At 71.5% G+C, this 14,331-nt stretch carries 14 protein-coding genes and 1 tRNA gene; 6 read left to right on the top strand and 9 right to left on the bottom strand.

Translation table 11 applies throughout. The features are described 5' to 3' along the window. Positions 1 to 20: 20 nt before the first annotated feature. Positions 21 to 1,568, bottom strand: a complete 1,548-nt coding sequence (gene metG, locus A5643_RS15790) for a methionine--tRNA ligase (protein ID WP_066857597.1) — start codon at positions 1,566 to 1,568, stop codon at positions 21 to 23. A gap of 19 nt (positions 1,569 to 1,587) precedes the next feature. Between metG and A5643_RS15785 the strand changes: the two genes are divergently transcribed. From A5643_RS15785 to A5643_RS15765, 5 genes are all read left to right on the top strand, one after another. Further along, the gene (locus A5643_RS15785; protein WP_066857594.1) at positions 1,588 to 2,451 is read left to right on the top strand and encodes a TatD family hydrolase; all 864 of its coding nucleotides are present in this window, start codon (positions 1,588 to 1,590) and stop codon (positions 2,449 to 2,451) included. A gap of 129 nt (positions 2,452 to 2,580) precedes the next feature. Continuing rightward, a complete protein-coding gene (locus A5643_RS15780; RefSeq protein WP_066857591.1) occupies positions 2,581 to 3,699 on the top strand; it encodes a resuscitation-promoting factor in 1,119 nt (372 codons plus the stop codon). Next, entirely contained in the window at positions 3,672 to 4,574 is a 903-nt protein-coding gene (gene rsmA / locus A5643_RS15775) for a 16S rRNA (adenine(1518)-N(6)/adenine(1519)-N(6))-dimethyltransferase RsmA (RefSeq protein WP_066858052.1), read from the top strand. Before A5643_RS15780 ends, rsmA begins: the two co-directional genes overlap by 28 nt. 21 nt (positions 4,575 to 4,595) lie before the next feature. Beyond that, a complete protein-coding gene (locus tag A5643_RS15770) occupies positions 4,596 to 5,558 on the top strand; it encodes a 4-(cytidine 5'-diphospho)-2-C-methyl-D-erythritol kinase (protein ID WP_156628846.1) in 963 nt (320 codons plus the stop codon). A 249-nt stretch (positions 5,559 to 5,807) separates the two neighbouring features. Further along, a complete protein-coding gene (locus A5643_RS15765; protein WP_066858049.1) occupies positions 5,808 to 7,445 on the top strand; it encodes a fatty acyl-AMP ligase in 1,638 nt (545 codons plus the stop codon). 138 nt (positions 7,446 to 7,583) lie between these two features. Here A5643_RS15765 and pth read toward each other — a convergent pair whose 3' ends face one another. The 8 genes from pth to A5643_RS15725 form a co-directional block, all read right to left on the bottom strand. Beyond that, on the bottom strand, positions 7,584 to 8,162 hold the full coding sequence (gene pth / locus A5643_RS15760) for an aminoacyl-tRNA hydrolase (protein WP_066857585.1): 579 nt from the start codon (positions 8,160 to 8,162) through the stop codon (positions 7,584 to 7,586). A 12-nt stretch (positions 8,163 to 8,174) separates the two neighbouring features. Further along, on the bottom strand, positions 8,175 to 8,831 hold the full coding sequence (locus A5643_RS15755; protein ID WP_066857582.1) for a 50S ribosomal protein L25/general stress protein Ctc: 657 nt from the start codon (positions 8,829 to 8,831) through the stop codon (positions 8,175 to 8,177). A gap of 143 nt (positions 8,832 to 8,974) precedes the next feature. After that, the gene (locus tag A5643_RS15750; RefSeq protein ID WP_066857579.1) at positions 8,975 to 9,847 is read right to left on the bottom strand and encodes an oxidoreductase; all 873 of its coding nucleotides are present in this window, start codon (positions 9,845 to 9,847) and stop codon (positions 8,975 to 8,977) included. 37 nt (positions 9,848 to 9,884) lie between these two features. Further along, positions 9,885 to 10,541, bottom strand: coding sequence for an LpqN/LpqT family lipoprotein (locus A5643_RS15745; protein ID WP_066857576.1), 657 nt, complete (start codon positions 10,539 to 10,541; stop codon positions 9,885 to 9,887). Next, positions 10,538 to 10,891 carry an arsenate reductase (glutaredoxin) gene (arsC, locus tag A5643_RS15740; protein ID WP_066857573.1) on the bottom strand — a complete coding sequence of 118 codons (354 nt, stop codon included), beginning with the start codon at positions 10,889 to 10,891 and terminating at the stop codon, positions 10,538 to 10,540. Before arsC ends, A5643_RS15745 begins: the two co-directional genes overlap by 4 nt. Next, the gene (locus A5643_RS15735; RefSeq protein ID WP_066857570.1) at positions 10,892 to 11,872 is read right to left on the bottom strand and encodes a ribose-phosphate diphosphokinase; all 981 of its coding nucleotides are present in this window, start codon (positions 11,870 to 11,872) and stop codon (positions 10,892 to 10,894) included. It abuts the gene before it with no gap. 98 nt (positions 11,873 to 11,970) lie between these two features. Further along, entirely contained in the window at positions 11,971 to 13,416 is a 1,446-nt protein-coding gene (gene glmU / locus A5643_RS15730; protein ID WP_066857567.1) for a bifunctional UDP-N-acetylglucosamine diphosphorylase/glucosamine-1-phosphate N-acetyltransferase GlmU, read from the bottom strand. A 114-nt stretch (positions 13,417 to 13,530) separates the two neighbouring features. Further along, a tRNA-Gln gene (locus A5643_RS15725) sits at positions 13,531 to 13,602 on the bottom strand. Between the two features lie 82 nt (positions 13,603 to 13,684). Here A5643_RS15725 and A5643_RS15720 point away from each other — a divergent pair. After that, on the top strand, positions 13,685 to 14,278 hold the full coding sequence (locus A5643_RS15720; protein ID WP_066857564.1) for a TetR/AcrR family transcriptional regulator: 594 nt from the start codon (positions 13,685 to 13,687) through the stop codon (positions 14,276 to 14,278). The last annotated feature ends 53 nt before the right edge of the window (positions 14,279 to 14,331 follow it).

Below are 14,331 nucleotides of genomic sequence, written 5' to 3'. Positions count from 1 at the left end.
TACCCGCGGCGGCGTCCCGGTCAGTCCTGATAGCGGGGGAACACCCCGGACGGGGCGGGCAGCGCCGTCCCGGGGGTGAGCCGCTCACCGATCGCGGCGAAGTCCCGGCGGTCCTCGGGCTGGCCGAGCAGCCCGAGCAGCCGGCCGGCCGACTCCGGCAGCACCGGCTGCACCAGCAGCGCGGCGATCCGCACCGCCTCCAAGGTGGTGTAGAGCACGGTGGCGAACCGGTCCCGGTCCGCGGCGGCGTCGCTTTTGGCCAGCTGCCACGGCGCCTGGGCGGAGAAGTACTTGTTGGCCGCCCCCAGCATCAGCCAGATCGCCTCCAGGCCCAGGTGCATGGCCTGGGCGTCGAAGTGGGCGCGCACCTGGGCGAGCAGCCCGTCGGCGGCGGCAAGCAGCTCGTCGTCGGCGGCGGTGAAGGTGCCCGGCTCGGGCACCACCCCGCCGAGGTTCTTGGCCACCATCGACAGCGAGCGCTGCGCGAGGTTGCCCAGCTCGTTGGCCAGGTCGGTGTTGATCCGGGTGATGATCGCCTCGTCGGAGTAGCTGCCGTCCTGGCCGAACGGCACCTCGCGCAGCAGGAAGTAGCGCACCTGGTCCACCCCGAACCGCTCGATCAGGGCGACCGGGTCGATGACGTTGCCCACCGACTTGCTCATCTTCTCGCCGCTGTTGAGCAGAAACCCGTGCGCGAACACCCGCCGCGGCAGCGGCAGCCCCGCCGACATCAAAAACGCCGGCCAGTACACGGTGTGGAACCGGATGATGTCCTTGCCGATCATGTGCAGATCGGCCGGCCAGTAGCGCCGGTACAGCTCGGAGTCGGTGTCCGGGTAGCCCACCCCGGTCAGATAGTTGGTCAGCGCGTCCACCCAGACGTACATGACGTGGTCGGGGTGGCCGGGGACCGGCACCCCCCAGTCGAACGAGGTCCGCGAGATCGACAGGTCGCGCAGTCCGCCGGAGACGAAGCTGACCACCTCGTTGCGGCGCACCTCCGGGCCGATGAACTCCGGGTGGGCGCGGTAGTGCGCCAGCAGCGGCTCGGCGTAGGCGGAGAGCCGGAAGAAGTAGGTCTGCTCCTCGGTCCAGGTCACCGGGGCGCCGGTCTCGACGGCGATCCGCACCGCCGGGTCGTCGTCGGCGGGCCGGGTCTCGGCTTCGGTGAAGAACCGCTCGTCGCGCACCGAATACCAGCCCGAGTAGGTGTCGAGGTAGATGTCGCCGGCGTCGACCATCCGCTGCCAGATGGCCTGCGACGCGGCGTGGTGGTCGCGGTCGGTGGTGCGGATGAACCGGTCGAAGGAGATGTTGAGCCGCTCCTGCAGCCGCTGGAACACGTCGGAGTTGCGGCGGGCCAGTTGGGCGGTCGGGATGCCCTCGGCGGCGGCGGTCTCGACCATCTTCAGCCCGTGCTCGTCGGTGCCGGTCAGGAACCGCACGTCGTAGCCGTCGAGCCGCTTGAACCGCGCCAACGCGTCGGTGGCGATGTACTCGTAGGCGTGCCCGACGTGCGGATCACCGTTGGGGTAGGTGATCGCGGTGGTGAGGTAGTAGGGGGTCATCGAGGCTCCACTTTATGGTGTGGCCGTGAGTTCTCGACGCCGAGCCGACCGGGCGGCACCGCCGGCCCCGGAACCGCTGCCCCCGCTGGTCGACGCCCACACCCACCTGGACGCCTGCGGCGCGACCGACGCCGACGGGGTGCGCGCGATCGTCGACCGGGCCGCGGCGGTCGGCGTGCAGGCGGTGGTGACCATCGCCGACGACCTGGACTCGGCGGCCTGGGTGACCCGCGCCGCCGAGTGGGACGAGCGGGTGTTCGCCGCGGTGGCGCTGCACCCGACCCGCGCCGACGCGCTGACCGAGCCGGCCCGCGCCGAGCTGGAACGGCTGGCCGCGCACCCGCGGGTGGTCGCGATCGGGGAGACCGGCCTGGATCTGTACTGGCCCGGCCGGCTGGCGGAGTGCGCGACGCCCGCGGTGCAGCGGGAGGCCTTCGCCTGGCACATCGATCTGGCCAAGCGCACCGGCAAGCCGCTGATGATCCACAACCGCGACGCCGACACCGAGGTGCTCGACGTACTACGGGCCGAAGGCGCCCCCGAGACGGTGATCTTCCATTGCTTCTCCTCCGGGCGTGCGATGGCTCACAGTTGCGTCGACGCCGGCTGGGTGCTGAGCTTGTCCGGCACGGTGAGCTTCCGCAACGCCCGTGACCTGCACGAAGCGGTCCCGCTGATCCCGCAGGAACAGATGTTGGTGGAGACCGACGCCCCGTTTCTGACCCCGCACCCGTTCCGCGGGGCCCCCAACGAGCCCTACTGTCTGCCCTACACTGTCAGAGCGTTGGCCGATCTGCTGGATCGGCCGGCCGACGAATTGGCCCTCGCCACCAGCGACACCGCCCGGCGGGTCTACGGTCTGCCGTCACCGGCGGCGTCGTGACCAGCGCGGCGGAGTTGCCCGAAAGGCGATCAATTCGTTACCGTCTTGTTACCTCGTGCCCGCTTGCCGGGCGCTTTTCATGTGCGGTGTCGAACGACCGGATGCCGCCGAGGCCGGGAAAGTAGCACGTTGAACGTACTCACCAAGCTTCATCAGTCGCCCTCGCCGCTGTTGCGCCTGGCGGTCGCCGGCCTGCTGCTGGCCCTGACCTTCGCCGGCGGCTTCGCGGTCGCCGCCCAGAAGACCGTGACGCTCAACATCGACGGCACCCCGGTCGCGGTGTCCACGATGAAGTCGCGGGTCAGCGACATCATCACCGAGAACGGCTACGAGATCGGCGACCGCGACGAGGTCTACCCGGCCGCCGACAGCCAGGTCCGCAACGCCGACACCATCGTGCTGCGCCGCAGCCGCCCGCTGGAGGTCTCGCTGGACGGCCAGCAGCCCAAGCAGGTGTGGACGACGGCCGCGACCGTCGACGAGGCGCTCGCCCAGCTGGCGCTGACCGACGCCGCGCCGGTCGCCGCGTCGCGCAGCAGCCGGGTGCCGCTCACCGGCATGACGCTGCCGGTGGTCAGCCCCAAGACCGTGGTGCTCGACGACGGCGGCCAGATCCGCGAGCTGCACCTGGCCGCGGCGAACGTGGCCGACCTGCTGGCGGCCGCCGATGTGCCGCTGGAGCAGCGCGACACCGTGGTGCCGCCGGCCGCCACCCCCATCGTCGACGGCATGCACGTGCAGGTGACCCGTATCCGCGTCACCAAGCTCACCGAGCGGGTGGCGCTGCCGCCCACCCCGCAGCGCATCGAGGACCCCGAGCTCAACATGAGCCGCGAGGTCGTCGAGGACCCGGGCGCCGAGGGCGTGCAGGACGTCACGTTCGCGGTGGCCAGCGTCAACGGTGCGGAGACCGGCCGGCTGCCGGTGGCCAACACCGTGGTGACCCCCGCCCGCGACTCGGTGGTGCGGATCGGCACCAAGCCGGGCACCGAGATCCCGCCGTCGAAGTACGGCAGCGCCTGGGACCGCATCGCCGCCTGCGAGGCCGGCGGCAACTGGGCGATCAACACCGGCAACGGCTACTACGGCGGCGTCCAGTTCGACTACGGCACCTGGATCGCCAACGGCGGGCTGAAGTACGCCCCCCGCGCCGACCTGGCCACCCGCGAGGAGCAGATCGCGATCGCCGAGGTCACCCAGGCCCGCCAGGGCTGGGGCGCCTGGCCGGTGTGCAGCGCCCGGCGTTGACGATCCGGTTTCTCGGCAGGACCGAGATTCGGGAGCTGGCCGCGGAGCTGGACCTGCGCCCCCGCAAGTCGCTGGGGCAGAACTTCGTCCACGACGCCAACACAGTGCGCAAGATCGCGTCGCTGTCCGGCGTCGGCCGCACCGACCATGTGCTGGAAGTCGGCCCGGGGCTGGGCTCGCTGACCCTGGCGCTGCTGGCCCGCGGGGCGCGGGTCAGCGCCGTCGAGGTCGACGCCGCGCTGGCCGAGCGGCTGCCGCAGACCATCGCCGAGCATGCCGGCGCCGCGGCCCGCCGGCTGACCGTCGTGCACCGCGACGTGCTGGCCGTCGAGCCCGCCGACCTGGCCGGCGAGCCCACCGCGGTGGTCGCCAACCTGCCCTACAACATCGCCGTCCCGGCGCTGCTGCACCTGCTGGTCACCTTCCCGTCGATCCGCACCGTGACCGTGATGGTGCAACTCGAGGTCGCCGAGCGGCTGGCCGCCGAGCCGGGCGGCAAACACTACGGTGTGCCCAGCGTGAAGGTGCGCTACTTCGGCGACGTCCGCCGCTGCGGCACGGTGCCGCCGACGGTGTTCTGGCCGGTGCCGCGGGTGTTCTCCGGGCTGGTGCGCATCGACTGCTACGACTCCGCGCCCTGGCCCACCGACCCGGCGTTCCGCACCGAGCTGTTCGAGCTCATCGACACCGCCTTCGCCCAGCGGCGCAAGACCCTGCGCAACGCCTTCGCCGACTGGGCCGGGTCGGGCAACGAGTCGGCGCGGCGGCTGCTGGCGGCCAGCATCGACCCGGCGCGGCGCGGCGAAACCCTCTCGATCGCCGACTTCGTGCGGCTGCTGCAACGCTCGGGTCCGCGGCAAGCCTCGGCGAGCTGACCGGGCGCCCTGGGTAGCCTGTTGCCCGTGTCAGACGGCAGCGCGGCCACCGAATGGGTGCCCACGGGTTCGGTGACGGTGCGGGTGCCCGGCAAAGTCAACCTCTACCTGTCGGTCGGGGCGCTGCGCGACGACGGCTTCCACGAACTGACCACCGTGTTCCACGCGGTGTCGCTGTTCGACGACGTCACCGTGCGCGACGCCGACGTGATGTCGCTGGAGTTCACCGGGGAGGGCGCCGACGAGCTGCCCACCGGCCGCGAGAACCTGGCCTGGCGGGCCGCCGAGCTGATGGCCGAGCACGTCGGGCGCAGCCCGGACGTGGCGATCAGCATCGACAAGTCGATCCCGGTGGCCGGCGGCCTGGCCGGCGGCAGCGCCGACGCGGCCGGGGTGCTGGTCGCGATCAACGAGCTGTGGCAGCTCGGCGTGCCGCGCGCCGACCTGCACACCCTGGCCGCGCAGCTGGGCAGCGACGTCCCGTTCGCGCTGCACGGCGGCACCGCGCTGGGCACCGGGCGCGGGGAACACCTGGCCACCGTGCTGGCCCGCAACACCTTCCACTGGGTGCTGGCGTTCGCCGCCGGCGGCCTGTCGACCCCGAAGGTCTTCGCCGAACTGGACCGGCTGCGCGCCGCCGGCGGCCACGAGCCCGCGCCCGACGACCCGGAGCCGGTGCTGGCGGCACTGACCGCGGGGGACCCGCGGCGGCTGGCGCCGCTGCTGGGCAGCGACCTGCAAAGCGCCGCGATCAGCCTGGACCCGGCGCTGCGGCGCACGCTGCGGGCGGGCACCGAGGCCGGCGCGCTGGCCGGCATCGTCTCCGGTTCCGGACCCACCTGCGCGTTCCTGTGCGCGTCGGCGGCCGCCGCGGTCGACGTCGGCGCGGAACTCTCCGGCGCCGGGGTGTGCCGCACCCTGCGGGTGGTCAACGGGCCGGTGCAGGGCGCCCGGGTGGTGCCGCCCCCGCCGCCCGCGGTGTGACACGGGCCTCAAAACCGCGCGGAGGGTTTGGCAGTTACTTAAGAGGAGTTTAAGATATCGGGCGGTGAAGAATACCGGTCAGCGCATGATCGACCCGACCGTCACGCCGGCGGGAGCGCGGTCGTGCGCCGGTGTCCGAACTTTCACCGAAGCGAGACTCAACCGCTCCCCAATCGTTGACGCGTGCTGCTCCCGAGTGGGACCGAAAGCGTGGAGCATGAGAAGCCGGGGGCCGGCCAGGAGGTTGTCGTGAGCAGGTTTACCGACACAATGTTCCGCAATGCCCGCGAGAGCAGCAAAGGGATGGTGACCGGGGAACCGGACGCCCCGGTCCGGCACACCTGGGCCGAGGTGCACGAACGGTCCCGCCGCGTCGCCGGCGGGCTGGCGGCCGCGGGGGTGGGCCCGGGTGACACCGTCGGCGTGCTGGCCGGCGCGCCGGTGGAGATCGCGCCGATCGCCCAGGGCCTGTGGATGCGCGGCGCCGCCCTGACCATGCTGCACCAGCCGACCCCGCGCACCGACCTGGCGGTGTGGGCCCAGGACACCCTCACCGTCGTCGACATGATCGAGGCGAAGGTCGTGGTGGTCTCCGACCCGTTCATGGCGGCGATGCCGGTGCTGCAGGAGAAGGGCCTGGCGGTCATCACCGCCGCCGAACTGCTGGCCGCGGACCCGATCGACCCGGTGGAGACCGGCGAGGACGACCTGGCCCTGATGCAGCTGACCTCCGGATCCACCGGATCGCCCAAGGCCGTCCAGATCACCCACCGCAACATCCACTCCAACGCCGAGGCGATGTTCATCGGCGCCAAGATGGACCCCAGCGGCAACGACGTGATGCTCAGCTGGCTGCCGTGCTTCCACGACATGGGCATGATCGGCTTCCTCACCGTCCCGATGTACTTCGGGGTGGAGTTGGTCAAGGTCACCCCGATGGACTTCCTGCGCGACACCCTGCTGTGGGCCAAGCTCATCGACAAATACAAGGGCACGATGACCGCGGCCCCCAACTTCGCCTACGCGTTGTTCGCCAAGCGGTTGCGCAAGCAGGCCACCCCCGGCCAGTTCGACCTGTCCTCGCTGCGGTTCGCGCTGTCGGGCGCCGAGCCGGTCGACCCCGCCGACGTGGAGGACCTCATCGACGCGGGCAAGCCGTTCGGGTTGCGGCCCGAGGCGATCATGCCCGCCTACGGCATGGCCGAGACCACCCTGGCGGTGTCGTTCTCCGAGCTGGGCGACGGGCTGGTCGTCGACGAGGTCGACGCCGACCTGCTGGCCGCGCTGCGCCAGGCCGTCCCGGCCACCAAGGGCCACACCCGCCGGCTGGCGTCGCTGGGCCCGCTGCTCGAGGGCCTGGAGGCCCGCATCGTCGACGAGGACGGCAGCGTGATGCCGACGCGCGGGGTCGGGGTCATCCAGCTGCGCGGTGAGCCGGTCACCCCCGGCTACCTCACCATGGCCGGCTTCATGCCCGCCCAGGACGAGCACGGCTGGTATGACACCGGCGACCTGGGCTACCTGATGGAGAACGGCCACGTCGTGGTCTGTGGCCGGGTCAAGGACGTCATCATCATGGCGGGCCGCAACGTCTACCCGACCGACATCGAGCGGGCCGCCTGCCGGGTCGAGGGAGTGCGCGCCGGCGGCGCGGTCGCGGTGCGGCTGGACGCCGGGCACTCCCGCGAGACGTTCGCGGTGGCGGTGGAGTCCAACGCCCACCAGAACCCCGACGAGGTGCGCCGCATCCAGCACCAGGTCGCCCATGAGGTCGTCACCGAGGTCGACGTGCGCCCGCGCAACGTGGTCGTGCTGGGCCCGGGCACCATCCCCAAGACGTCGTCGGGCAAGCTGCGCCGCTCCACCTCGGTCACCCTGGTCACCTGAGCGCGTCGCGCCACCCTGCCCCCCGCACCCTCGCGAACGTGAAGTTGGGTTCACGTTCGCGCCCGAGCGTGAACACACCGTCACGTTCGGCGGCGAGGGCCAGGCGGCTAGGTTCAGGCGGCTAGGTGATTCGGCGGCCTAGCCCCAGGTGTGCACGATGTTCTGGGCGGGTTCCAGGCCCGATTCGATGAGCAGTTCGGTGGCGTCGGCGGCCTGTTCGCAGATCACCGGCACCTCGGGGCGTTCGGCGGCGGCGAAGGGCTGCAGCACGAACGCGGCCGGATCCATCCGCCCCGGCGGACGCCCGATCCCGATGCGCACCCGCTGAAAGTCCTTGCTGCCCAAGGCCGACGCGATGGAGCGCAGCCCGTTGTGGCCGCCCTCCCCGCCGCCGACCTTCAGCCGGATCCGGCCGAAGTCCAGGTCCAGGTCATCGTGGATGACCACCACGTCGCCCGGCGGCACCGAGTAGAACTTCGCCAGCGGCCCGACCTGACGGCCCGACTCGTTCATGTAGCAGCGCGGCATCGCCAACACCACCGACCGGCCGGCCACCCGGCCGGTCGCGGCGGACGCGCCGGAGCGCTTGTGCGTGCTGAACGACGCCCCGAGCCGCCCGGCGAGCCGCTCGAGCACCATGAACCCGACGTTGTGGCGGGTCTTGGCGTAGTTCGGGCCCGGGTTTCCCAGGCCGACCACCAGCAGCGGCTCGGCCACGACGGCGCCCGGTCAGGACTCGTCGTCGGCCTCGGCGGCCGGCTCGGCGGCGGCCTCCTCGGCCTCTTCGCCCTCGACCTCGCCCTCCTCGGCCTCCAGGTCGGCGGCCGTCGGGGCGGTCACCACGTTGACCACCAGGGATTCCGGGTCGGACACCAGCGCGACACCCTCGGGCAGCCGGATCTCGCCGGCGACGAACTGGGTGCCGGCCTCGACGCCCTCCACCGACACGACGAGACGCTCGGGAATCGAGAACGCCTCCGCCTCGATCTCGACGTAGCTGGTCTCCTGGGTGACCAGGGTGGCCGGGGCGGCCTCGCCCTCGATCTCGACGAGGACCTCGACGACGACCTTCTCACCGCGGCGCACGACCAGCAGGTCGGCGTGCTGGATGGTGCGGCGGATCGGGTGCACGTCCAGCGCCCAGGTCAGCGCCAGCTGCTCGGTGCCCTCCAGGTCCAGGGTGAGCACCGCGTTGGTGCCGGCGTTGCGCAGCACGGCGGCGAACTCGTGGGCGGGCAACTCCAGGTGCCGCGGGGCCTCACCGCCGCCGTAGAGCACGGCGGGCACCCGGCCGGCGCGCCGGGCCCGCCGCGAGGCGCCCTTACCGGTCTCGGTGCGCTCCCAGGCGGGCAGTTCGTTGGTCTTGGTTTTCGATGATGCGGCCATCGTGTCGCTCCTGTGCAGTCGGGGGCACGGCGCAACAACCTCGAAGGACGGCCCAGGTGGGCCGAGGTCGCCGTCGATAACGGTGGCCGGTGGTTACCGGACACCCTCGCCGTGACGCCCGGTCAGGCTAGCGCATCGCGGCCTCAGAGCGGAAATTCGACCCCGGTCAACTGCTCGGAGAGGCCCCACAGCGCCTCGGCGGTGCCGCGGCGGCGGGCCAGCGGGCTGCGGCCCACCGGCTGGGTGCGGCCGCGGGAGGCGAACCGGGGGCCGACGAAGGTGTCGCCGGCCAGGTCCTGCGAGACGGCGTAGAGGGTCTGGCGGGCCCCGAACGCGGCGTCGGTGGCGAAGAACCGGTTGCCGATCGAGAGCATCATCGTGTCGGAGAGCCGCCGCCCGGAGTGGCCCTGCAGGTTGGTGTCGGAGTAGCCGGGGTGGGCGGCCAGCGCGGTCAGCCGCGACCCGGCGGCGTCCAGCCGGCGCTGCAGCGCGCTGGTGAACAGCAGGTTCGCCAGCTTGGACTGGCCGTAGGCCAGCCACCCGGAATACGGCCGCGCCTTCCAGTTCAGGTCCTTCAGGCTGATGTAGCCCAGGTAGTGCATCATCGACGACACCGTGACCACCCGGTCGGTCAGCTTGGGCAGCAGCAGGTTGGTCAGCGCGAAATGGCCCAGGTGGTTGGTGCCGATCTGGCACTCGAACCCGTCGGCGGTGAGCGCGTAGGGCACCGCCATCACCCCGGCGTTGTTGACCAGCACGTCGACGGTGTCGACGCCGGCGGCGAAGTCGCGCACCGAGGCCAGGTCGGCCAGGTCGAGCTGGCGCACCTCGACGTCCCCGACGATGCCCGCGGCGGCCGTTTGGCCCTTGGCGGTGTTGCGCACCGCCAGGATGACCCGGGCGCCGCAGCGGGCCAGCTCGGTGGCGGTCACCAGCCCGAGGCCGCTGTTGGCGCCGGTGATGATCACCGTCCGCCCGGCGAACGACGGTAGGTCTGCGGCAGTCCAGTCGGTCATGGTTGCCACAGTAGTGTCGGCGCCGGGCGTGTCCGGCCTAGGGGACGGCGACCCGGAACCCGTCGATGATCGACTCGACGTCATCGGAGTGGGTGACGGTCTCCTCGGCCAGGCTGGTCACCGTCAGCTGCACCAGGTAGCGCTGGGCGGCGGGCGCGGCGCCGGTGGCGAGCACGATCCGGTTGTAGCTGTGCAGCCGCCGCGCCAGGTAGTCGTAGCTGCCCTCGATCATCGAGGACGGAAACCCCTGGTAGTCGGCGGTGGAGGCGCCCAGCTCGGTGAAGTTCTCGTTGAGCTTCGCGTCGGAGTTGCCGTGCCCGATCGCCTCGGCGACGTCGAAGTCGCCGTCGAGCTTCATCACCAGCAGGATCGCCACCGGATAGTCGTCGTCCTTGGCGATGACCACCGCTTCCGGCGAGTAGTTGCGGTTGGTCGATTTCGCCCAGCCCGGCGGGGTGGGGATCGACACGGTCAGGTCGGTGAGGTCGGCCGGGGCCACCAGCTGGCCCTTGACGCCGTGCTCCTCGAGGTATTCGGCGATCGGGACCGGCCGCTCGGCCTGCTCGCCGGACTCGGCGGTGGTGCTGGTCGTGGTGGTCCAGATCGACTGGTAGTCCGGCGGGTGCGACGAGCACCCGGCCAGCAGGGTCGGCAGCGCCACCGCCGCGAACACGGCGGCCCGCAGGGCGGTCACAGGATCTCGCGGACCGCGTCGACCGGACGGGCCAGCCGGGTGCCTTTCGTGGTCGTGACGAACGGGCGCTGGATCAGGATCGGGTTGGCCGCCATCGCGTCGAGCAGGGCCTCGTCGTCGGCGTCGGCCAGGTTGAGCTCGCCGTAGAGCGCCTCGCGGGTGCGCACCGCGTCGCGCACGCCGATGCCCGCCGCCCGGATCATCGCGGCCAGCTCGGCCCGCGACGGCGGGTTCTTCAGGTACTCCACGACGGTGGGCTCCACCCCGTTCTCGCGCAGCAGCTCCAGCGTCTTGCGGGAGGTGGAGCAGCGCGGGTTGTGGTAGATCGTGGTGTCGGGGGTGTCAGTCATCTATGCGTCTCCGTCGAACAGTCCGGTGACCGAGCCGTTCTCGAACACCGCCCGGATGGTGCTGGCCAGCAGCGGCGCGATCGAGAGCACCGTCAGCTGCGGGAAGCGTTTCTCCTCGGCGATCGGCAGGGTGTTGGTGACGATCACCTCGCGGGCGCCGCAGGCGGCCAGCCGCTCGGAGGCCGGGTCGGAGAGCACCCCGTGGGTCGCGGCGATGATCACGTCCCCGGCGCCGTCGTCGCGCAGCAGCTGCACGGCCGCGGCGATGGTGCCGCCGGTGTCGATCATGTCGTCGATCAGGATGCAGGTCTTGCCCGCGACCTCGCCGACCACCCGGTTGGACTTCACCTGGTTGGGCACCCGCGGGTCCCGGGTCTTGTGGATGAACGCGAGCGGCACGCCGCCGAGCGCGTCGGCCCACTTCTCGGCGATGCGGACCCGGCCGGAGTCGGGGGAGACCACCACTTTGTCGTGGCCGTTGTAGTTGTCCACGATGTAGTTGCACAGCAGGGCCTGGGCCCGCATGTGGTCCACCGGGCCGTCGAAGAAGCCCTGGATCTGGTCGGTGTGCAGGTCGACGGTGACGATCCGGTCCGCCCCGGCGGTCTTGAGCAGGTCGGCCACCAGCCGCGCCGAGATGGGCTCCCGGCCGCGGTGCTTCTTGTCCTGGCGGGCGTAGGGGTAGAACGGCAGGATCGCGGTGATCCGCTTCGCGCTGCCCCGCTTGAGCGCGTCGATCATGATCAGCTGTTCCATCAGCCACTTGTTCAGCGGCGCCGGGTGGGACTGCAGCACGAACGCGTCGCAGCCGCGCACCGACTCGTTGAACCGCACGAAGATCTCGCCGTTGGCGAAGTCGCGGGCGGTCTGTTCGGTGACGTGGACGTCGAGCTCCTTGGCCACCTGCTCGGCCAGTTCGGCATGCGCCCGACCGGAGAAGAACATCAGGTTCTTACGGTTTTCCATCCAGTCGTAGCTCATGGGCTGCCCCCGGGATTGATGATCGAGCTGACAGGTTTCGCGCTCATCCTACGGAGCGGGCCGGACGCGGTGTGGCCGGGTCGAAACACGCGTCCCGCTCAGCCCCGCCGCTGCGCTTGCTCGGCGGCCTCGGCGGCGGCGCTGCCCGGCCGCTTGCGGGCCACCCAGCCCTCGATGTTGCGCTGCGGGCCGCCGGAGACCGCCAGCGCGCCCGGCGGCACGTCCTCGCGCAGCACCGTGCCCGCCCCGGTGTAGGCGCCGTCGCCGACGCTGACCGGCGCGATGAACATGGTGTCCGAGCCGGTGCGCACGTGCGAGCCGACCGTGGTGCGACGCTTGGTCTGCCCGTCGTAGTTGACGAACACGCTGGACGCGCCGATGTTGGAGTGCTCGCCGATGTCGGCGTCGCCGACGTAGGTCAGGTGCGGCACCTTGGTGCCCGCCCCGATGGTGGAGTTCTTGACCTCCACGAACGTGCCGACCTTGCCGGCGTCGCCCAGCACGGTGCCCGGCCGCAGGTAAGCGTAGGGGCCGACGGCGGTGTCCGCGCCGATCCGGGCGGCCTCGGCGTGGGTGCGCACCACGGTGGCGTGGTCGCCGACGGTGACGGCGGCCAGCGTGGTGTCCGGGCCGATGCGGCAGTGCGAGCCGATCCGGGTGCCGGCATGCAGCTGGGTGCCCGGCGCGATCACGGTGTCCCGGCCGATCTGCACGTCGACGTCGATCCAGGTGGTGGCCGGGTCGACGACGGTGACCCCGGCCAGCTGGTGGGCGGCCACGATCCGGCGGTTGAGTTCGGCGGCGAGCGCCGCCAGCTGCACCCGGTTGTTGACCCCGGCGACCAGCGCGGCGTCGTCGACGTGCTGGGCGTGCACCACCTGCCCGGCGTCGCGGACGATGCCGATCACGTCGGTCAGGTACCGCTCGTGCTGGGCGTTGTCGGAGCCGAGCCGGCCCAGCGCCCAGCGCAGCGCGGCCACGTCGAAGGCGTACACCCCGGCGTTGACCTCGCGGATCTGGCGTTGCTGGGGGGTGGCGTCGGCCTGCTCGACGATGGCGATCACCTCGCCGTCCTGGGTGCGCAGGATGCGCCCGTAGCCGGTCGGGTCGGCCAGCGTGGTGGTCAGCACCGTCACCGCCGCCGGGGCGGTGCGGTGCGCGGTGAGCAGCCCGGTCAGCGTGGCCGCGTCCAGCAGCGGGGTGTCCCCGGAGGTCACGATGACCACCCCGTCGAAGTCCGCCGGCAGCGCCGCCAGCCCGCACTCGGCGGCATGCCCGGTGCCCAGCTGCTGCTCCTGCACCGCCACGTCGATGGGCCGGCCCAGCTCGTCGGCGAGTTCGGCGACCACCGGGGCGATGCGCTCGCGGTCGCGGCCCAACACCACCGCCAGGTGGGTGGGGTCGGCGGCGGCGATCGAATACAGGGCGTGGGCCAGCATGGAGCGCCCCGCCAGGGTGTGCAGCACCTTGGGGGTGTCGGAGACCATGCGGGTGCCCGCGCCGGCGGCCAACACCACCACCGCGGTCTGACCCGGAGTCGTCACTGTCATGGTCGCCGCTCCTCCTCACCGCGTCGCGATGGGCCATAGCGTGTCATCACCGCCGGGCGGACGGCAAAAAACGGCGACGGGTCCGCCCCCGTGCCGAACCGGGCCGAGCTCCGTCGCCAGGACTCGAACCTGAACTCTCAGAACCAAAATCTGATGTGCTGCCGATTACACCACGACGGATCGCATCAGGAACTCTATCGGAGCCGATACGCTGGCCGTTGTGGCAGCACCGGACAAAGACGGGCGGCCGCCGCGGGCCCGGATGACCGGCAGCGAGCGGCGCCACCAGCTCATCGAGATCGCCCGGTCGCTGTTCGCCGAACGCGGCTACGACGGCACCTCGATCGAGGAGATCGCGCTGCGCGCGAACGTGTCCAAACCGGTCGTCTACGAGCACTTCGGCGGCAAGGAGGGCCTGTACGCGGTGGTGGTCGACCGGGAGATGTCGGCCTTGCTGGACGGCATCACCTCGTCGTTGACCAACAACCGTTCCCGGGTCCGGGTGGAGCGGGTGGCGCTGGCGCTGCTCACCTACGTCGAGGAACGCACCGACGGGTTCCGCATCATGATCCGCGACTCGCCGGCGGCGATCAGCACCGGCACCTACTCCAGCCTGCTCAACGACGCGGTCAACCAGGTGTCGTCGATCCTGGCCGGCGATTTCGCCCGCCGCGGGCTGGACCCGGAACTGGCGCCGCTGTACGCCCAGGCGCTGGTCGGATCGGTGTCGATGACCGCGCAGTGGTGGCTCGACGTGCGCGAACCCAAAAAAGAGGTGGTCGCCGCCCACCTGGTCAACCTGTGCTGGAACGGGCTGACCCACCTGGAGGCCGACCCGGTGCTGCACGACGAGTAGCGTCCATCCCGGCGAGCCCGATTGTGTCCGCCGTCACGCCCGGGTTGCCCACG

Origin of the sequence: Mycobacterium sp. 1274756.6 (assembly GCF_001668625.1) — a bacterium.
In the GTDB taxonomy this organism is placed as follows: Bacteria; Actinomycetota; Actinomycetes; order Mycobacteriales; family Mycobacteriaceae; genus Mycobacterium.
The sequence above is the reverse complement of the archived record's forward strand: the minus strand, read 5'-3'. Positions and strand labels throughout refer to the sequence as shown.